This is a genomic window from Emticicia fontis (genome assembly GCF_054779675.1).
Genome location: NZ_BAAGXU010000052.1, coordinates 209279 through 229788 on the forward strand (window position 1 = coordinate 209279; position 20510 = coordinate 229788).

18 protein-coding genes, 1 tRNA gene and 1 pseudogene are annotated in these 20510 nt (G+C 37.0%); 4 read left to right on the top strand and 16 right to left on the bottom strand.

All coding sequences use genetic code 11. The features are described from left to right. The first annotated feature begins 118 nt into the window (after positions 1-118). Positions 119-1282, top strand: coding sequence for an acyl-CoA dehydrogenase (locus ACYVFA_RS23115; RefSeq protein WP_460474240.1), 1164 nt, complete (start codon positions 119-121; stop codon positions 1280-1282). 312 nt (positions 1283-1594) lie between these two features. Continuing rightward, complete coding sequence (locus ACYVFA_RS23120) at positions 1595-2518, top strand: helix-turn-helix domain-containing protein (protein ID WP_460474241.1); 924 nt, start codon at positions 1595-1597, stop codon at positions 2516-2518. A gap of 59 nt (positions 2519-2577) precedes the next feature. Here the strand turns inward: ACYVFA_RS23120 and ACYVFA_RS23125 are convergent, their stop codons facing one another. From ACYVFA_RS23125 to ACYVFA_RS23165, 9 genes are all read right to left on the bottom strand, one after another. Continuing rightward, positions 2578-2946 (bottom strand): hypothetical protein, encoded by a 369-nt coding sequence (locus tag ACYVFA_RS23125; RefSeq protein WP_460474242.1) that lies wholly within the window; start codon positions 2944-2946, stop codon positions 2578-2580. 150 nt (positions 2947-3096) lie between these two features. Next, positions 3097-3167, bottom strand: a tRNA-Gln gene (locus tag ACYVFA_RS23130). Between the two features lie 75 nt (positions 3168-3242). Next, positions 3243-4067: an aminotransferase class IV gene (locus ACYVFA_RS23135; RefSeq protein ID WP_460474243.1), complete on the bottom strand. Its 825-nt coding sequence runs from the start codon at positions 4065-4067 to the stop codon at positions 3243-3245. A 35-nt stretch (positions 4068-4102) separates the two neighbouring features. Continuing rightward, entirely contained in the window at positions 4103-5755 is a 1653-nt protein-coding gene (locus ACYVFA_RS23140) for a M20/M25/M40 family metallo-hydrolase (protein ID WP_460474244.1), read from the bottom strand. A 40-nt stretch (positions 5756-5795) separates the two neighbouring features. After that, positions 5796-6047: a hypothetical protein gene (locus tag ACYVFA_RS23145; RefSeq protein ID WP_460474245.1), complete on the bottom strand. Its 252-nt coding sequence runs from the start codon at positions 6045-6047 to the stop codon at positions 5796-5798. A 204-nt stretch (positions 6048-6251) separates the two neighbouring features. Further along, positions 6252-6929: a leucine-rich repeat domain-containing protein gene (locus ACYVFA_RS23150; protein WP_460474246.1), complete on the bottom strand. Its 678-nt coding sequence runs from the start codon at positions 6927-6929 to the stop codon at positions 6252-6254. Between the two features lie 53 nt (positions 6930-6982). Beyond that, entirely contained in the window at positions 6983-9016 is a 2034-nt protein-coding gene (locus ACYVFA_RS23155) for a sialate O-acetylesterase (RefSeq protein WP_460474247.1), read from the bottom strand. A gap of 26 nt (positions 9017-9042) precedes the next feature. After that, positions 9043-10293 carry an SGNH/GDSL hydrolase family protein gene (locus ACYVFA_RS23160; protein ID WP_460474248.1) on the bottom strand — a complete coding sequence of 417 codons (1251 nt, stop codon included), beginning with the start codon at positions 10291-10293 and terminating at the stop codon, positions 9043-9045. 672 nt (positions 10294-10965) lie between these two features. Continuing rightward, positions 10966-11949, bottom strand: coding sequence for an App1 family protein (locus tag ACYVFA_RS23165; protein WP_460474249.1), 984 nt, complete (start codon positions 11947-11949; stop codon positions 10966-10968). Between ACYVFA_RS23165 and ACYVFA_RS23170 the strand changes: the two genes are divergently transcribed. Further along, positions 11948-12823, top strand: a complete 876-nt coding sequence (locus ACYVFA_RS23170) for a diacylglycerol/lipid kinase family protein (protein ID WP_460474250.1) — start codon at positions 11948-11950, stop codon at positions 12821-12823. The two genes, ACYVFA_RS23165 and ACYVFA_RS23170, sit on opposite strands and share 2 nt — an antisense overlap. A gap of 27 nt (positions 12824-12850) precedes the next feature. On the opposite strand, the gene ACYVFA_RS23175 is transcribed toward ACYVFA_RS23170, so the two are convergent. Beyond that, complete coding sequence (locus ACYVFA_RS23175; RefSeq protein WP_460474251.1) at positions 12851-13708, bottom strand: SPL family radical SAM protein; 858 nt, start codon at positions 13706-13708, stop codon at positions 12851-12853. 181 nt (positions 13709-13889) lie between these two features. After that, on the bottom strand, positions 13890-16502 hold the full coding sequence (locus ACYVFA_RS23180; RefSeq protein WP_460474252.1) for a carbohydrate-binding domain-containing protein: 2613 nt from the start codon (positions 16500-16502) through the stop codon (positions 13890-13892). Between the two features lie 281 nt (positions 16503-16783). On the opposite strand from ACYVFA_RS23180, the gene ACYVFA_RS23185 reads away from it, so the two are divergent. After that, positions 16784-17590, top strand: a complete 807-nt coding sequence (locus ACYVFA_RS23185; protein ID WP_460474253.1) for a CPBP family intramembrane glutamic endopeptidase — start codon at positions 16784-16786, stop codon at positions 17588-17590. A 48-nt stretch (positions 17591-17638) separates the two neighbouring features. Here ACYVFA_RS23185 and ACYVFA_RS23190 read toward each other — a convergent pair whose 3' ends face one another. From ACYVFA_RS23190 to ACYVFA_RS23210, 5 genes and pseudogenes are all read right to left on the bottom strand, one after another. Further along, positions 17639-18025: an ISL3 family transposase gene (locus ACYVFA_RS23190; protein ID WP_460474254.1), complete on the bottom strand. Its 387-nt coding sequence runs from the start codon at positions 18023-18025 to the stop codon at positions 17639-17641. 158 nt (positions 18026-18183) lie between these two features. Beyond that, complete coding sequence (locus ACYVFA_RS23195) at positions 18184-18345, bottom strand: hypothetical protein (protein WP_460474255.1); 162 nt, start codon at positions 18343-18345, stop codon at positions 18184-18186. A gap of 87 nt (positions 18346-18432) precedes the next feature. Further along, positions 18433-19173 carry a hypothetical protein gene (locus ACYVFA_RS23200; protein WP_460474256.1) on the bottom strand — a complete coding sequence of 247 codons (741 nt, stop codon included), beginning with the start codon at positions 19171-19173 and terminating at the stop codon, positions 18433-18435. A 473-nt stretch (positions 19174-19646) separates the two neighbouring features. After that, positions 19647-19868: a transposase gene (locus ACYVFA_RS23205; protein WP_460474259.1), complete on the bottom strand. Its 222-nt coding sequence runs from the start codon at positions 19866-19868 to the stop codon at positions 19647-19649. Positions 19869-20048: 180 nt separating this feature from the next. Then, positions 20049-20306: pseudogene (locus tag ACYVFA_RS23210) on the bottom strand (ISAon1 family transposase N-terminal region protein); the annotation flags it as partial. Between the last annotated feature and the right edge of the window lie 204 nt (positions 20307-20510).

Sequence of the window (20510 nt, forward strand, 5' to 3'; positions counted from 1 at the left end):
GATTCATCAACTAAAATTAATTCTTCATTAACTGTATTATAGTATGCTTGCATACTATTTTTCTCGTGTATATATTTGTTAAATCTATCACAAACCATCAATCAAATACTATAAACCAATGGCAGCCGCAACAACAGAAGGTATTAATTTTAATTTAACAGAAGAGCACTTAGCTGTAAAAGAAGCTGCTCGAGAATTTGCCCAAAACGAACTATTAACTACCGCAATCGAGCGTGATACGCACTCCAAATTCCCGACTGAGCAAGTGAAAAAGATGGGAGAACTGGGTTTTTTAGGCATGATGGTATCTCCAGAATATGGTGGCGGCGGTATGGATACGGTTTCTTACGTGCTAGCTATGGAAGAAATCTCAAAAGTAGATGCTTCAGCTTCGGTAATAATGTCAGTTAATAACTCTTTAGTTTGTTGGGGCTTGGAGAGCTACGGAACCGAAGAACAAAAACAAAAATATCTTACTCGTCTGGCTAGTGGGGAAATAATCGGTTCATTTTGTCTGTCAGAACCAGAAGCTGGCTCTGATGCTACTTCTCAACGTACGACAGCTATAGATAAAGGAGACCATTATCTGGTAAATGGTACAAAAAACTGGATTACTAACGGAGGCACATCCTCGGTTTCATTAGTTATAGCGCAAACCAATATAGAGTTGAAGCACAAAGGCATTAACTGCTTTATTATTGAAAAAGGATGGGATGGCTTTGTAGTTGGTAAAAAAGAAGATAAAATGGGAATCCGTTCGTCAGACACTCATTCATTGATGTTTACAGATGTAAAAGTGCCTAAAGAAAATAGAGTAGGAGAGGATGGCTTCGGATTTAAGTTTGCTATGACAACTCTGAATGGTGGTAGAATTGGTATTGCTGCTCAGGCATTAGGTATTGCCGCAGGCGCATATGAGTTATCCCTGAAATATTCTAAAGAGCGAAAAGCCTTTGGTAAAACTATCAGTGAACATCAGGCCATTCAGTTTAAGCTGGCGGAAATGGCTACTAAAATTGAAGCAGCGCGTCTATTGGTTTATAAAGCCGCGCGCCTGAAAGATGAACACAAAGATTTTGTGGAAGCTGCGGCTATGGCCAAGTTGTTTGCCTCTGAAGTAGCCATGTGGGCCACTACCGAAGCAGTGCAGATACATGGTGGATATGGTTATGTGAAAGAGTATCATGTAGAGCGTTTAATGCGTGATGCCAAGATTACACAGATTTATGAGGGTACGTCTGAAATACAAAAACTGGTGATTGCTCGCGAAATTCTGAAATAGAAAACTGATTGTTAGCACAAAACATATAATTCATAGGATTAAAAAAGGCTCATTTTGAGCCTTTTTTTGTATTAAATTAGGCTAAAATATTGGAATTTTACCTAATAATACAATGAAATTAATGTATGTACATATAAATTAAATTAGACTTTTTTGAGAAAAATGGACTGATTTTTATAAAAAAATATAACTAAAGGAACATCTTTTGTGTTTTGTTTGTTGGAAAAAAAACGAGAAAATATTAGTTTTGTCCAATATTAGTTAATACATTGCGTTTAGAATTCTAAGCTATCACGAAAATGCTCCAACAAAATGGAAGATTATAATAAGATTATTGAATCTCTCGGTGTGAAATTCGCTAAAGCACGCCACATAAGAATTTTGCAAACAGTCAGAATAAAAAACGTTTATGACGTTGAAAACACCATTCTTGTATTATATGATGGTGATGTGAAACTGGCGGGTAACGATGAACGTGTACAACCTGGCGATTTGCTTTTTATACCAGGAGGAAAAGCTGCTACGATTACTTATGGTGCCGGAGAACCAAAAAATATCTCGTTCGAAGAGTTTATGACTCGTCGTGAGAGTTACTGGGAAACGCTATCTGACTCTTCGTCAGTTGGTAAAGTGCCTAATTCATTTGGCTTAATAGCTTTTGAAGCAAAAGTTTTCGATTCTGTAAACTTCTTTACTTCATTAGATATTCCGCCATTCTTCATTAAGCAACACTCAAAACTGGGCTCGTTGATTCACGATATTCTGAAAGAAGATTTTTCAGATGAAGTGGGTCGTGGCCGGGTTATCAGAAATAAAACTGAAGAAATAGTCATTGAGATTGTACGCCATATCCTGAAACACAGAATGTTTGTAGAGCAATTGGCAACTAATAGTACTTATTTCAAAGACCCTCGTTTGATTGATATTTTCACCTATATCAAAAATAGTCTCGCTGGTGATTTGTCTAACAAACAATTAGCCAATGTAGCCAACGTATCAGAAGATTACGTAGGTCAGTACTTCAAAATGTTGACAGGTATCAATCCACAGGATTATATCGAGTACCAACGTATGGAAGCCGCAGTAACTTTGTTACGTACTTCTAAGAAAAGTATCCGTGCTATTGGCCACGAAGTAGGCTATAAAGATACTGCTTATTTCTGTCGTCGTTTCAAAATGATGTTCGGTATTCCGGCAGGTAAAATGAGACGCAGAGAGTCTTTAATGATTGGTTAAAATTAGATCAATAGATATAATCAAAGCCACTGCTAGCAATAGGAGTGGCTTTATTGTTTCTAATTACTAATCTTCAAATCCTCCAGTTTCTCAATCACCAACTGATTACGGCCTTTGAAGACGCTGATTTTTCCGCTGGCAATTACTTTCTTGCCTGTTAAGGCACTCTCATCAATCTTCGTTTTTTCTAGTACCTCTTTATATAATACAACGGTCAATGGTGTATTAGGATAAGCCTCATCCAGGTTTATCAGCAATAAGGGTGCTCGCTCTCCAGTTTCAAAACGTCTGGCTCCAGCCACCACACCTTTCACGATTACTTGCTTGTCAACATAAGCAGCTACTTTATCAGTAGTGAGGGTATCAGTTTGTGAATAAGCCGCGCCACCTAAACAACTAAGCAAGGCGAATATGAGTAATTTTTTCATGGGGAATATTTTAAGATGAAGAATTGTTCGATTAATCTGAATTTTAAACGTATGAATGTTATGCTTAGTGCATTGGCTACAAATATGCCACAGGGCAGAAAAGCAAAAGAGGTAATTACTTGATTATCAAATAACTACCTCTTTTTGTTGTTGACCCACTAGGATTCGAACCTAGACATACAGAACCAAAATCTGTTGTACTACCCTTATACTATGGGTCAATCCTGAAATGTGAGTGCAAAAGTAGTATTTTATCAGTAACGAAGCAAGTCTGCCAAAGAAAAAAAAGTAAAATTTTACCAATTTTTTACTTTTTCATTAATCAGGTCTAATAAAAACTGTGTTTTCTGCCCGATTTTGCCTGAACCTAAAACATGATCGTCTACGCTGGTAATAGGCAATACGCGCTTGGTAGTACTGGTCGTGAATACCTCATCGGCCTCTAATAATTCGGTGAATGTCACACCTCTCTCTTCAATCTTGAAATGACCTTCCGCTAATGCTAAGGTAGTGCGGCGCGTAATCCCTTTCAGAATATCACTATCCGGCGTAATCAAAGTATTATCTTTAAAGATAAACACATTACTGCGGCTCAATTCGCTGATGTATCCGTTTTTATGAAATAGCACATCAGAAGCCTTTGCCGCTTTGATGTCCTGTTGCAAGATCATGAAGTGCTTATAATCGGTACTTTTTACCTCAGGCAAGTCTCTCACAAAGTCATAAGCAATTACTTTTATCCCATTGATATACTCTTCCGGTTTTACCGGATGAATGTCTTCACTGATAATCAATAAATTCGGACTGCTACTCGAAACACTATCTTCCGAATAACCACCTGTCAGAATAAAACGAATGGCACAATCTCCCAAGCCCGATTTCTCAATCAATTGCATCACTACCTTATACGCTTCCTCTTTCTGAATCGGGTTTGGTAATCGCAGAAGCCTTGCCGAGCGCTCGTATCTTTCCCAATACCAATCCCATTGAAACGGACGGCCATTGTAAGTACGGAAATAATCGAAAAGACCGTAGCCACGCAGTAGCCCAAGGTCGGTAATATGTACACTGGTTTGCTCTACCGAGCCGATTTTGCCATTAAAGTAGCAGTGATGAGCCATTAGTATTGATTAGATTGTTCGATTCTGCAAAAATATCATTTTCCTATATTTACCTCAAAAAAATCTCCTTTATTCCATGTCGGTCTTTCAGGATTCTGTGCTACCAGATAGCTTACCAGAAGGTTTACCTGTGCATATTTCTTTCCTGCCGACCACACAAAAGAATCATTCACTTCATCAGACGGTTTATGATAATTGGCTTCTCTCCACACTTTCACTTTCTCAGCCAGGTTTTTTTCAAGAGTAGTTTTTTTATACCCATACTTAATATGCAGCGCCGGAATACCCGCTTTCACAAAATTATACTGGTCACTTCTCACAAAACGCCCTTCGGTCGGGTCTGGGTCTGGCTCTACATTTAAGCCTACATAGCTGGCGGCTTCTTCTACTACTTTCAATAAACTACTATGTTCGGCACCCAGTGGTGCTACTGATTCCAACGGAGCAATCAATGTTGGCATATCCGTATTAATATCTGCCACAATCTTATCCTTTGGCAAGGTTGGCAAAGCCGTGAAATAACCAGAGCCTAACAAGCCTAATTCTTCGGCAGTCATTAAGGCAAATACAATCGAGCGCTTAGGTTTAGTAGCCAGTTTTGAATAAGCCCGGGCAATCTCTAAGGCACAAGCTACCCCCGAAGCATTGTCATGCGCGCCATTATAAATAGAGTCACCGTTGACAGGCTTACCAACCCCTACATGGTCGAGGTGACCTGAATGAATCACAAACTCGTTTTTCAGTTTAGGATCAGAACCTTCAAATTTGCCGATAACATTATAACTCTCAATGTCGTCAAAAGTAGACTCATAATGTCCGCTGATTGCGCTTTTCAGGATTTTGCTTACATAATCGCCTTTTTCCAACGATTTCCAGATCGTATCTAAATCTTCTCCTTCGGCTTGCATGAGTTCTTTCAACAATGCCACAGTGATACCACCAGCAACCTGAATCTTGCCACCAAAAGCAGAAGCCGAGCTCGCTCTTTTACCATCAGGCAGAATGGAAGCACCAATGCCATTGACCGACATATTATTAGTTAATGCCTTAAATTGAACGGCATTATTGGTATAGCTACAAACCAGTGTTCCGATAGCGCCATTTTTAGCCGCATATTCCTGCAAAGTAGCCGGATATTGCAAATGCAACCTCACATTAGCCGAAACATTATCAGGTACTTTACGCAGAATAATCACGATTTTACCTTTTACATCCAACCCTTTATAATCCTCAACCTTGATTTTCGGTGCATCAAAACCTGTACCCACAAAAGCCAGAGGTGCATTAAAATCAACAGATTTTTGCTCAGGATGCGGATATACATAAAAATCAGTACCCAGCGTCAAAGGCTTTTTATCGCCATTAGGTAGGGTCAAAACCAATGAGGTTTTATCTTTATTCAGTTTGCTTTTTCTGAGCGTTACTTTTTGGCGATAGCTGCCGTTTTCTCCGGCAGGTTGCAAGCCTATTTCTTTATATTGCTTCTCTATATACGCTACGGCCATCATATACCCCTCTTTGCCGGGCTGTCTACCTTTCAGTTTATCGTCGGCCAGATATACCACATGGGCTTTTATACGGTTGGTATCAATCTGATTAATCGCATTTAATACATCAGAATTTAAAGCTTTTTGGGCACAAGCCAATAAGGGCAAAAGAGCAAGCAAAAGACAAAACGTTCGTTTCATGAATTTTCGGTAGGTATGCGTTTGTTGAAAAACTTTTCCGCTAAGTTAAGCAAAAAATGCTTAAGTGGGTCTGGAACTTATATAAACCGATTTTCTGCCAGTTGCCGCCGCCCTCCGCAAAAAGGTAGTCACCGTAGCGTCTACCTTTTTGCCGGTCTATTTTGGTGGCTAGTATTTTTACGGACTCCTCGTTCAAAAAGGTTCCCACCATATAGTCAACCTTTCTCGGTTCCGCTTTAGTGGTTAGTTCTTTTCCGGTTCTGATTTTCTTTTTCCCTTTTTCAATGACCATAGTTGTTATGTGGATTTTTATCCAATTTCCAAATTAAGCTTGTGTTTTCAAAGTGTTTGAGGAGGTTTTTGGTATAATCATACTGTTGGAGAGGTGGTTATATAATGATTATGTCTTGTTCTGACATAGATTTGTACAATCCTATGTCAGAACAAGACAACTGAAAATTTATTACTATATTATGTTTTGTTTTATATCATGGTTTTACTGGCAAACCTTATAATACCCTTTAGGATAATCTGAAGGTTCTGCAGTAGTATTTCCCAAAGTTGGCTGCCAATTCTTAGCAAGTCTAACTTGATCTAATGAATATAAGCAGATGCTTTGAAGTTTAGATCCTACTGTCCAGAGAACTTCTAATTGCTTATTATTACTAACATCTAATTGTTGAACAAAATCATTGCCAGAAAAGTATAATTCCGAAAGATTTACTTGTTTACTTAAATCTATTTTAGTAATAGAAGTATCATTACAATCAAGAACTTTCAATTTACCATTGTTACCCAAAATCAAACTTTTTATTGGTCTACCTCCCATATAACCTGAGCAGTTTAAATATTGAAGATTTGTATTTTTACTTACATCCAAGGTATCCAAAACGCCAGCAGAACAATCAAGATATTTTAGATTTGTAAAAGCTTCAATTCCTTTCATATTTAAAATATGTTGTCCTCTTATTTTTAAAGTATCAATATTTTTAACATCGCTGTATTGAACTTTTCCATTTACTAAACCATCTGAGTCTATTTTAAAATTGACTAATGCTTGCTCAAAAATACGATCAGGGACGCTGACTAAGTCAGAATCATTTAATCCAACGCTATTATCTTTACATGCTAGTAATAGTGAAAATAGAATAACGGAATACAACAAAGTTTTCATGATATTAATAGTTTGTAGTTAGGCTGTCTTTGGAAAGACAGCCTAAAATGAGATTATTTTGTAATTAGAATTTTCTTAGTTTCATTATGACTGTTTGTGATAAGTCGATAATATATGAATTCAAAATCTTTTTGTAATTTAAGACTCTGTAAAGGAATACTGAAGTTTTGTACTCCTGCTGAAACTTTATCTTCTGAAATTTCTTCAAGAATTTCATTTTTATTAGTATAAATTATCAATTTGACAGGAGATTCCTTTTCTAAATTAAACGCAATAGTTAGTACTTTATTTTCTTCTATTGGGTTTGGATAAGCACTGCTATTATTTATATTCTCTGAACTTACTCCTACTCTTGCTCCTGTACCTGCTGCCGGCCAAAAGTAAGGGCTTATATAAATATTTCCTGCGGCATCCTTTCCATAACACATATAAGAACTTGGGGCCTGAATAGTATATGTACTTGTTCCGCTGCTCCACTGCTGGTTAAAGCTTACTGGTTGAAAAATGTTTGAATACACCCATCTAAAGTATACAGGAGTTGTAGTATTACTAGCAGTAACATTATAAGTATAAGCGCCTGTTCTTGACAAAGTTATTTTCATTATAGGCTTTGGAGGTATAGCAGGTTTGTTTAATATTCCCGAAACGTTATCAGTATTAGTCATATTTCCAGCAATTTCATTTGCGATAGAAGCTAGACCTGTTTCATTTAAATGTGTTCCATCACTTATTCTATATGTAGGATTATTATATGTATCTGAATTTTGAGACGCCCAAGAAACATTTGAAGTGCCTAAAACAGATGTTTGCTGTTCTATAACGGAAGAACCTGTTGATGAATTGCCGATACCAGGAACGTATAATGTACCACTATTATTTGTAATATTTGTATAAAGTGTATTGTTACTGACTTTTGTTTCAGAAGTGAGAGATACTTTACAAATTGCCCAAGGTAGATTAGGCAAATAACTACGTGTTTCGGTGATAAGAGCGTTCAGTTTAGTTGCGTAAGTGGTTATATCATAGCCACTATAATAAGATATTGATTGGCCTCCAGTTCCACTATTTGCTGAAGCATCCCATACAATTGCAGCAAATTCATTTGGGCGTATTTTAGATAGCAAATTTTTTGTTTCTGATTCCCCTTGATGCCATAGTACAGCTCTTACGCCAAAAAGATTTCCGTAAAAACTTAGTACATTTTTTAAGTTAATGTAAGGATATCTATCATCAATATCGTGACCCCAAGGCCTCATTTGATTTACAGTCGTTCCAGGTACCATTGGATTAGTATAATTTGAAGAGAACATAGATTTTGTTCTATCCATAGAGTTTTTCCAATTATCAATGCTCGTTTCACCTACTGCTGTATTGAAAAATGCAACAGGGATTATTTTACCTGCCTCTCTTGTAGCTATTTGATTACCTAAACTTTGATAAAACCAAGGTCTATTTCCATTAGGTGCTAAAATAGGATTGCTATTATTCAATGGACCCATAACAGGTAACCCTATAGAAGAATAATTGCCTGTACCATTGTTTACAGCCATTTCTTGATTTTTACATGCAACTACACAATCATAATTAGAAATTGTCGCAGAAACATTGGTGGGTCCAGTATTAACTCCCTGAGCATTTGATTGACCTGCAATCACAAATACTTCACCAACGCCAAATTTTTTACTAGTCGTTCTATTTGAACCATCTTTAATAGTTAATAAATACCATCCAGTATTAACACTTACAGTAAAATAAAAAATACTTGATGTTGATGTACCAAGATTTTGAACATGATGACCTGAAGATGTCGTTATATTATACTCTGTTGCCGGAGTTGCTGTTGGAGCCCCAGTTAGGTCCAAAGGTTGAATTTTATACGTCATTACAGAGTTATTATAAATTTGTCCTGCAATAGTTACATTTGCAGAACCTCCAGTTCCAGCAGATGTTGTTGTTCGTTGAAAAACCGCATAATCAACTGGCCAAGAAATTTCAGGGTTTGTTGCTGGTGTTCCTTGAGAAAAAGCTGCAAAAATATTAAGCATCAATCCTAAAGAGAGAGTAAAAAATCTATATGCTTTTTGCATGGTGTTAGTATTAAAAATAAAAAATGTTATTTAATATTTGTTGTATTAACCAAAGGGATTTTAGAATTGTAAAAAGAATTAATAGTCTTAATAAATTCATTAGCAATAATAGCTTGGCCTAAAGCAGTAGGGTTTATTCCATCTGCTGAGAAGAAATTGCCATTAGGAAATAAAGGATTAACTTTAACTCCGTCTTCAGTTACATAATTACCCTTTAATATTTTTTCATATAAACTATACAGATCTACAATTGGTAATTTATGTTGATTTGCAAGCATAGAGAGTGTACGATTATAATAATCTACATTTATTTGTTCTTCCCAGCCCAATACTTCATTATCCTCGATAGGCTGGTCAGGAGATAAGCCTTTTGATTTAATAGCTTTATCATCTATCAAGTTACTAATTGACTCAGAGGGTAAAAAAATATCTCGCTGTTCTGCTAAGCGCACGCTATTTTTTCCCAGTCTTTCAATAAATATATTTCCTACTTTGGACTCTAAATTTTCAAAAGTATAGTAATGAAATAATGGAAATTTCATTATATCAGGAATGTTAGCTATTACACCCTTAGCTCCTTTAGAAAGCAATAAATCAAGAACCTTATTTTCAGGATAATAGCCTTCTCTTGCTTGTGTTAAAAAACTAATTTGTTGGCCGAAACCTCCGTTTGTGTAATAAGACACAAAATCATACATTCCTATTTCGTAAGTAAAGAAATCTACTTTTTTGATCTGCTTATTCAAAAGCTCAATGTAAGAAGTCTCACCTTCATCCTTACCATCTAATAAGCGATTTAGATGTTGGTATTGTTTTAAATCAAATGCAGGTAAGAAAGCGCTTGGTTCATTTGCTTTTACATCTATATTCATTACTTTTAAATAAGGAACTGACCAATTATTTAATTCGGTAGAAGTTTTTGGCAGTTTTACTTCGGGTTTTGAATCATCCAAGAGTTGTTGCATATCCGGTGCAAATCTTAAAATACCATTTAGAGTAATAGTTTTCTTTGTTCCTGTTAAAGCTGTTTCAATTAGTGGCTGTTTAAAATCTCTTACACCCATCTGTTGAGCTAGCAAATTTGGAAATGAAGTCAATTGAGATTCTTTATATATTCCATCATTTCGAACACCGGCAGACAATGAAGAACCAATAGCTAAATAAACTGGTGGATTACCATTCTCAGTTTTAATTTTTCCTAAGTCAGAAGTTTGTGCACTTAAATTTTTGGATAATATACTTACTATAATTATAGTAAAAAGAGAGGTTTTAGTCATTTTTATAACATAGAAATGCTATCTTCTTTAAAATTAGGCGCAATAGCAATAGCCTATATCAAAAGAAAGTTCGATACTGCTTAATTAAATAATAAAAGGAATCCCAATTAAAAATAGATATCCATTCCTGGTAGCTAAAGAAGAATTGCTTTGTTATTAAACTTTATTAGAAAAGAGATTTAACTTTCTCAAAATCAAACGGATGTATCTTCGTTACTTAAGATGGAAAATACGTATTTCCATTGAAATAGTTGAATAAAGAAAAATTAGACACAGCAATACTTTAGTCAATAGCAAATTAGAAATGGCACAAATAGCAGCGGAACGAAGTTGAAAATATTTTTTTCATGAGTTAAGTGTTTTTTAGTACTGACAAATATTGTTTTACGGAACAAATATACTACTTTATTGAAAAATTAAAACGATAATTGACATTGAAAATTATTCAACGGTATTTTTGTTATTTAGCGGTTATATTTTGGTGGTTTCAAAATTTATGATAGCAAGTTTGGTTTAACTATCTTCCGATATATCAAAACCATTCATAATTACAACCCTAAAAATTCCCAAAATCCTAAACTGAAGCAAATGATTTTTCAGGGTAACTACTGCCTGATTAAGTTCACGTTCATTCCAGCCTAAATCATTCACTAGTTTAATTTCTAATACTTTCTACCTCAACAACCCAATCCCCCTAGCATGCGCAATAGCCTCATCCGTATGCTTAAACTGGCAGGTACGTATATTTTTATTGTAAATAGTATTCAACATTTCTAAAGTTGAATGTTCTTTTTCCTCACTGATATTTCTGATATAAATGGCTGCAATCTGCTCGCTATATTTGTTGGCGATGCTTGTATAAATTTCCGGATCTCTTTGTGAATTATCACCCAGCAAGACAAATTTCTGCTTCGGAAATGCCTGTAAGATTCGTATCACCCGCACCAGTTTTCCTTCATGTTTGGTTCGACCAGTTTTTAGCAATTGATACCATTTTTTTATCTGATTCAGTAAAAAAGCGCCTTTAGGCAGGTCATTATGTTTGAAAAACTCATTCAGATAATCATATAAATTCCACTCGCTGCTTGAAACATAAAAGAATGGGTTGAGTAAATCAGGGCTTGTATGAGCCAGTGAAAGCAACTGGTAAAATTTTACTGCATCGGCAAACGTCTTCCGGCTACGTGGGTTTTTGGTAAACATGGTACGTAGTTTTTTCCCGGTATCGGCAGAGTGAGAAACGAGCACAGTATCATCAATATCAGATATAAAACCATATTGAGTGGAGTGTGGTACAAAAATTTTACCCTGTCCCGAAACAATTGGCTCGTTTTGTTCATTTATTAGATGAATAGTTATCTCATGCCATCCGGCAGCCACTTCGGTGTCAGATTGCCATTCAAACTTAAAAAAACCATCCGATTCGGTTGTACTATAGAGCTGTTGATTTCCCCATTGCAGATTTACACGCATATTGGGGAGAGGTTTGACGAAAAACAGCTTAACCAACTGAATCGTATTTACAAGAAGATTATCACTGAATTGATCTGTCTTGGCGGGCTTGCCCGCCAGCACATGGCCATATACCACCAGATTATGGGTGTGTCCGTAGCCATGATATACTTTTACAAAAGCGTCTGAATTTTTATTTTCCATGATTCCACAAACTACTGCTAAAATACTATTTATAGTTAATCCTGGTTCAGGGCCCAGTAACACTAATTGGTCTGAGCTAATAACCGATTATTTTAAATCTAAGCCTCATGTCATTCAGATTTATGAACTGACGAAGAACTGTAATATAGAAACTATAAAAGAGCAGATTAAGTTATTTGCACCCGATCAGGTAGTGGGCGTTGGAGGCGATGGTACCATAAAATTGGTGGCCGAGTGCCTGCTCAATACCCCTATCAAATTAGGGATTTTTCCGGCAGGCTCAGCCAATGGAATGGCTTCCGAATTTAATATCAATGCAAACAATGCGCTTGATGTGATTGCCAGGGGCTTCTCAAAGAAAATCCACTTAACCAATATCAATGGAGAGCTTTGTATCCATTTAAGTGACATTGGGCTGAATGCCTATGCTATGAAAACGTTTAAAAACCAGAAGATACGGGGAATGTGGGGCTATTTTATTGCTTCAATGAAAGTGCTGACGCAAAACCCGAAAATGGAGATAAGTATGCGCATTGACAAAAAAACGGTAAAAATGGAGGCTGAAATGATAGTCATTGCCAATGCCACCAGATACGGCACAGGTGCAGTGATTAATCCGGTTGGGCGATTGGATGATGAATTATTTGAAGTAGTGGTGATTAAAAAAATATCTATCCGCGAGGTTTTCAAAATGGTTTTTACACATGCGGCATATGATCTGGATAAAACCGAGGTTTTTCAGGCTACTTCTTTATCGATGCATTCAAGAAAAAAAGCACATTTTCAGATTGATGGAGAATATCTCGGAAAAATTCAGGATCTGAAAGTAGAAATCCTCCCTGCTGCCCTTGAAGTAGTTATGCCAGAAGAGTAAAGAATATATCATGGCAATGAACGCAACTTAACACCCGCCCACCTTTAGGATAGGCAAGCGTTCTTTCAGTTTAAGCACTGTTTCGTTGAGCTTATAATCATTCCACCCCAAATCATTTACCAGTTTGATAGCCCCCTCACGCGTGCCTGATACAAACTTGCTATTGTTCATGTGAAAGCTATTCAAATAATATTTCGAAACGCCAGTGTCTAGCAACCTTTGTGCAAAATGTTCGGCATTATGAATTGGTAAAAGGGGAGATAATGAGATACAGGCATTTACCCCTGCCTCACGCACTTGCTGAATCGCCTTTAAACGCATTTCTATGGATGAACAAACCGGCTCAAAAACTTTCCTGACCTCTTCCGTATCAGTTGTGACAGACATATTTACCTGAATCGAATGAAACTGTTTAAACAAGTCAATATCTCTTACTACCAATGGACTTCTGGTTTGTACGACCAGCCTAACCTGATGATATTTGATTAATTCCTGCAAAAGACTTTTGGTGAGTTCCAGCTCCCGTTCTATAGGTTGATAAGGGTCTGTTACACTGCTCATATAAATAGACTTATTATACAAAGGTCTTCTTCTGAACTTCATCAATAACTGCAAGGCATTTTCTTTTACCCTTACCCAACGCCCCCAGCTATTTTGTTCTTCATCTGTTTTTGTAAAAAAAGCCGCGTAACAATAACTACAAGCAAAAGTGCATCCGGAGTATGGATTAAGCGTAAAATCAAAATCGGCCATAGCACCTTTGCTTGCTGTTAAAATGGACGATGCCTGCTGGTAAGATACACTGGCTTGTCCAAACTTCTCTCTTCTTTCTCTCTCGTCTCTGTTCACAAATAACTCGAATAATTCGAGTTGAGCGGATTTCATAAAAGTGTGTGGTAAAATATGTGGATATAATAGCGGTGTGATTTATAACACCTTTGGGATTCTGTTACAAAGTTATAGTCATTTTGTGTAATGGTATCTCTACAATTTGTGTAGTAAATGAAAATAATAAAAAAGACTGCCCTTTTGAGACAGTCTTTCCCTTATTACTAACCTGTATTTCCTAGAAACTTATGGTATTTACGGTATTAGTACTAGAGGTAGTGGTTGTGGTTTTCAATGTTCCTCCTGCATTAGAATAAGTGCCACCTGTATATAGACCCCATCCCGAAGAATTACCTACAAAATTGCCGCCTGTATAGCTACCGCCATAATAAACTTTATATTGCGTGTTTTTGGCTAAACCAGGCGACGAAAAATGGAAATAATAAACCGCATTTTTAGGCTTGAATGTAACTATCTCTGTTCCCGAAGCATTTTCTATATGCAATAGAGAACTGGCGGCTAACTGGCTACTGGTTTTCAGATACATACTTACTTGCGTAGAGGCCGCATTCATGGCCTTTGTCATATTTGAGCTAGAGCCCCCAACAATCAATGTTCCGCCATTTACCAGAAAAGTACCATTTACATCAATGCCTTCTTCCGGCGAATTGGTTGGCCCGCATACAATCGTCGTTCCACCTTTGATTGTAATATTTCCATTACTATCGATGGCATCACTACCTGATACGATAATAATTCCATTATTGATAAACAGATTACTACCATCATTAGACTCAGTGCCTCCCGAAACGGTTCCTTTTGTTACATTAATCCCATCATTGGAAGCCACAACATTGGTTATCCCACCATCAAAAGTAATAATGGGCGCCTCTATCCCTTCTCTTGACTTGGTAACATTAATTGTTCCATTACTGATGGTAACAGAGGTTTCAGATTTTATCCCATCATCAGTAGCAGCAATGTTCAGTTCTCCATTGGTAATAGTGAAAGCACCATCACTTTTAAAGCCTTTGGCCTCGCTGGTATTCGCGCTATTATAGGTATAAGTAGAGCCCGTTGCAGAGATAGTGGTCGTGCCTCCGCTAATGGTAGCTGTGCCATCTACGGTTATTCCTTTTCCTCCGGCTCCGGTATTGGTAATATTTAGATTCCCGCCTTTAATAGCCAGATTTTTATCACAGTTAATTCCGGCTGAGGCAGCAATATCGGCATCAGCAGTTACATAATAAGCCGCTCCTGAAACTGTAATTTTTACCGTACCTGCCGACAGTGTAAAATCTCCATTGGTTTTAATCCCCTTCGCACCTTTACCTCCTACGGTTAAGGTTACCGCATCGGCCGTACCGATTGAAGTATAACCAGCACTCTTAATGGCATTGCCTTTTTCTCCGGTAGTAGTTACTTTAATCGTGCCGCCTTTAATAAGAACATAAGGATTGATAGAGGTATCTGTGCCATCATATGGTGCCGTGATACCATCGTCAACACTATTAACAGTTATTGAGCCTCCATTGATAGTAATATAGCCTTCTTCTGCCACAATCCCATCGCTTGAGGCCGTTACATTTACTGTTCCATTATCCATCGTAAAGTAATCATTGGCATGAATGCCATCTTTCACTGCCGATTTCACGATAATATTACTCTCACTGATAGCAATATAGTCGTCAGATACAATGGCATGCTTGCTGTTTCCGGTTACATTCAGTGTACCTGTACCCATAAAACTCAATTGTCCTTCACTAAAGAATGTACCTTTCTGGTCTTCAGTGCTTGTGGCATAAGTAGCGCCGTCTACCAGATTGTTAGTTGTGCCCGCTAATATATTGATGGTAGCTTTTTTACCTGATTGAATGTTGATGGCTGGCCCTGTGCTATTGGTCAGGCTCACGCCTTTCAAGGTAATATTAAACTTATATTCACTATAAATCTTGAAACTACCCTTGGTAGCTGTTCCTGAAAGCAGATAGACAATTTCTTTGGTGATATTTTTAGACGTTACGGTCACATCAGCTCCATTAGAGGCCACAGTGACCCCGTCACTGGCAAAAGCGTTGTTTACAGCGGCACTTGTGGCTGAATAAACAATCACGACCGTATCTTTAGCCTGATTAGCTGTGCCAGTAGTACCAGCAGCTATCGACAAGGTAAGAGTAAATGTTTGCCCTCCAAAGCTGATATTGAAGGTAGCAGTACCAGCCGAGGTGGGAGTGCCCGAAATAGCATAAGTAAGCTTGCCTGAACCATTTGCCAGAGTGCCTGCGGCTAAGGTTGCTGTAAGCCCTTCAACACCTGTTGATGAGGCAGTTGAAGCCTCATAAGTACCGCCATTCCCTCCGGTATAATCCAGGGTAATAGTCCCTGTGTAAGCAGTACCACTGGTACCCGTAGTTGGAGTAATTGTACCAGTCAGGGTAGAAACACTGGCTTTAGACTGTAAAACAGGTAGAGCTAAGGTACACGATTGTCCACCTAATTCTATCGAGAAACTCGCTGTTCCGGCTATATTAGGTGTACCCGTAATGACATAGCTCGCTGATCCGTTTCCATTAGCTAAAGTGCCTTCTGTTAAAGTTGCTGTCAGACCTGTTACACCTGTTGAGGCAACCGCAGTACCTGCGGGATAAGCAATCCCATTTCCGCCAGTATAAGGCACGCTCGCTGTAGCTGTGTAAGATACCCCGCTGGTGGCTGTTGCCGAAAATGTAACTTCTGAACAATTAAGTGCTGAAATACCAGGGGTTTTTAGTATGTCATCAGTCTTGCAGGAATGAAAAATAAAAATTACCGTTAGCCATACGCTAACTACCACGAATCCTCTTCTATTCATATTGGTGATTATTTTGGAAAATAATTTATCGGTTTCAAAAACATAGACGAGAAGAAGCCCAAAAGGGTGGTATCAGTAGAGCAAAGTGGTGAGTAAAATCACATTTTATTATGATTTCTATTAGTTTTTATCATATACAGGTATGCTAATTTTGACACATCGGTGCACATACCATGAATCACAATTAAAGAGTAATTCAAAGGTTGAATATGAGCCTGAATCTCTATTCCTGAACTTGTTTAAAATCTATACAATTTTTTTTTGTCAGATAATTCTCTTTTATGAAACAGTTAATCACTTTTTTCGGACTCAGTTACTTTATTAGCTGGTTGATTTGGTTTCCTTTGTATGGTCATTTAATCGGACTCAATAACCTTCCCGTTTTACCTTATCACCATGCTTTAGGTGGCTTAGGACCTTTGCTGGCTTCCGTCCTGACAACCTGGATTTATTTAAAAAACGATGGTTTAAAACGCTTGTTGAAACAGTGCTTTCAGACAAAACCGATTATTTATCTTCTGATTGCTTTATTCAGCCCTTTTTTGTTGGCTTTTCTTGCTGCGCTCATCAATAATCTTATTTATCAGACACCCGTCAATTTATCAGCACTATTTGTGGCTAAAGAATTTCCAGATTTTAATATTATCATCTTTTTTATTTATAACCTGATTTTCTTTGGATTTGGAGAAGAAGTAGGTTGGAGAGGTTTTGCCTTACCAAGGCTTCAGGCCAAAAGTAATGCCTTAACAGCGAGCATCATTCTGACCTTTTTCTGGGCTTTTTGGCATTGGCCTTTATTTTTCTACCGCCCATCTTTTATGGCAATGGGTATTGGCGGAGCCTTTGGATGGTTTTTTAGTTTGCTTACCGGAAGTATTCTACTGACATGGATTTATAACTCTTCAAGAGCCAGTATTCTGATGTGTGCTATATTTCATGCAACGATTGATATTGCCTTCATGGCAGATTTTTCAGATCAGGCATTAGCAAATACTATGGGTTTTCTGATTACCGTATGGGGTATTCTAACAATTATCATTTTAAAGCCTAATAACTTATCAGTTAAAGAAAGGGAAATGGTTTCCTGATATAGCCTGTAGTTTGGATCAAGTCTAAAACCTGTGGGGTGAGTAGTGTTAAGCATAGATTTCAGTAAGTCTATACAAAAAGAAAGAGATATTCTTCACTCCTCTAAATTGACTTCTGAAGGCCTTAATCTTGGCATTAAAAGACTCAGCAGAAGTATTCGTGCTTCTATTCTCAAAGAAGTTTACGATTGTCTTATAATGATTTTGAATTGAGCGAGCTACTGTATTAAATGATTTGAAACCTGCGTGCCTGACTTTCTCATGCCATTTAGCCAGTCTTGTTAAACCATATAATATGTCATTGGTGTTTTCAAATATATAAGAAAGACTCATGGTTAAACCGTAAGCCTGTTTAATATCAGCAGGATACAATTCGAATAACAAAGTGGCTCTTTGCTTCTGATTCTCTGTCCAGTCATTTTCTTTTTTATACAAGACATACCTGCTTCTGGCTAATAATTGCTTGATAGTGTCTCCATTCGGAAGAACTTTTGGGACCTATTCTATATCAGTCTTCTTAGCCAATTCAATAGCATCATTTTCAGCGTCTAATGCTTCCCACCTGTGTTTGATTCTGATTTCCTGTAAGGCTTCTATTGCGAGCTTTTGTACATGGAAGCTATCCGGGACGCGTAGTCGGTTACTCGGGTAGCATTAGGGAAAGTTCTTTTAGCGATTAGTTCCATATTAGCTGCCATATCCAGAGTAATTTCTTTGACTTTCTTACGAAGATTGAAATGTATTTTCTGCAGCACTTCAATGATTGTTTCTGCATTAGTACCTGCTACAATGGCTACAATACTGCCTTTTTTGCCTTTAGCTGCTTTGTTTTGGTTTATGATTTATAAATTGTAACTAAAATTCAATACAAAATATCCAAAAGAGGCAATTTCCGATTCTTTGAAAACTTCCTTTGAAATCTGCTTTCTATTAAAAGAAATGGTTTGAACTTTCTTCGAATAAAGCAGCCTTATCTGACTTTCGAGTGAAATAGCAAAACGATGATTTAGATAATACTTTGCACCCATTAAAGGAGATAACATCACTGCATTTTGAATGTATTTATTACTGAGTTTGCCTGTGATATCAATGCCATTCTCATCAGTTTTTTTTGCATTGTCGTCACGAAATTTGTTTATTTCTGCCCTCCAGCCAATGTCTGCCCCATAGAAAAACACGAATCTTCCTCTGATTTTCTGCCATTCATAACCAAGGGTGGCGGCTGGGCGAAAATAGTTTCCTACGGGATTTACTAATTTGATATTGTTATCACCAAAAAAGGATTGGTTTTTTCCAAGAAAGTATGGAGTGACCATGAAGCGTATTGCTCCAGGATTAGTACCCCTAATGATATTCCGCTTGATTAGATAAGGGTAACTCCAATTGTCAGCAGATTGTAGTTTAAACAAAGGAATCAGATTGATATTTATTTCCCACTTGTGCCGTTGGATTGGCTGGTCAATTGCTTTATTAAATAAAGTGAGATGCCTGGCCGGCAGAGTATCAGTCACTTGTGCCGTAGCATTTACAGCAAATAAGCAGGAAGCAAATAGTCTGACTAAAAATTTGAAATTATTTTTCATGGACATTCAATAAGTGATTAAGTTCAATTTTCAATAAAATATTCATATAATGTGTTGCTCAAAATTAGCCTGTTCCTTGAAATAAAGAAAAATATGTACCAGAGAATAAATCATTTCTACAATAATTTGATTAAGGGGCTGTATAAACTTTTATTCTTTTTATTGATTTTGCGTAAAAAGATTTTGTAACCGTACACTTTTTCTTTTTACTATTTTGAAAACTTTTACAATAACTCTTTTAGCAACTTTCTGATTTGGCGAATCTTCTCTAAAAGTCTATTTTAAAACATATGACATACTTTTTAGATGAGAAAAAGCAAAAAAAATCAAAACATTGTCAAGTAAATCGCAGTAAAAAAGTGTACGGCTACAAATGTAAAATATAAATTAATTCATCTACATATATACGTTAATGTATATTTATTTAACGGTGTTTACTTGAAATTGTTTGGCTCAAGCGAAAAAGTTGGGGACTAAGCATAAATCTTGGCGAGTCTAAAGAGGAAGAAAGTAAGATTTCTTACACCCCTGAATTGGTTTCTTAGAGCCTTGACTTTTGCATTAAATGATTCTGCTGATGCGTTCGTACTTCTTCTGTCAAAAAAGTTGAGGATTTTCTCATAATGGTTCTGGATTGTTCTGGCAATGCTATTGAAAGAATTAAAGGCTGTTTTCTCAACCTGTCTCCTTGTGATAAGCTGGTCTCATCTATTGATAGATATTCGCCCATGTTCTCAGCAAACAACAACCAATCTTCTGCATGAGAAGTTTGTTGCCAACTCCTGTAATCACTTAGATGATTCACATACTGCTCCTGGAATCGCTTGCCGTCTAACCCATAAAATTCTCCTAGTGTTTTACAACTAATGGGTGTATTATCTACCAAGTCCTTTCGGTCGGCGTTCCGATAAAAAAGTGGCGGATTCCTTAGTCATTCGAGTGCCATTAGCTACCATTTCCCAGTTTCTATAAACTGTTTTTACTGTCGTAAGATTCAACCATTTTCTACGTTTAATTTGCAGATAATACGCTTTACAGCAAAATGGAAAATCACGCACAGTTTCTTCATTAAAGAACCCCTTAGATTGTAGTTGGTCAGATTGATATTCTTGGTGAGGTAGATTCTTTTCTGATAAAAATAGATAGGCGGACGGCTAGTCTAAGAATCTTCCTTCTTTATAACATTAGTTAATTCAAAGTATTCTAAAATGCCTTCAGGCAATAGTAATGATAGTAGCGTTATATCCAAGTAATTATTTTTTCGCAAAATAACCCCTTTTTGGATCAACCCTAAAAGTTGTGGGGAAGTAAAATAATCTTGACCTTTGCATTTTAAG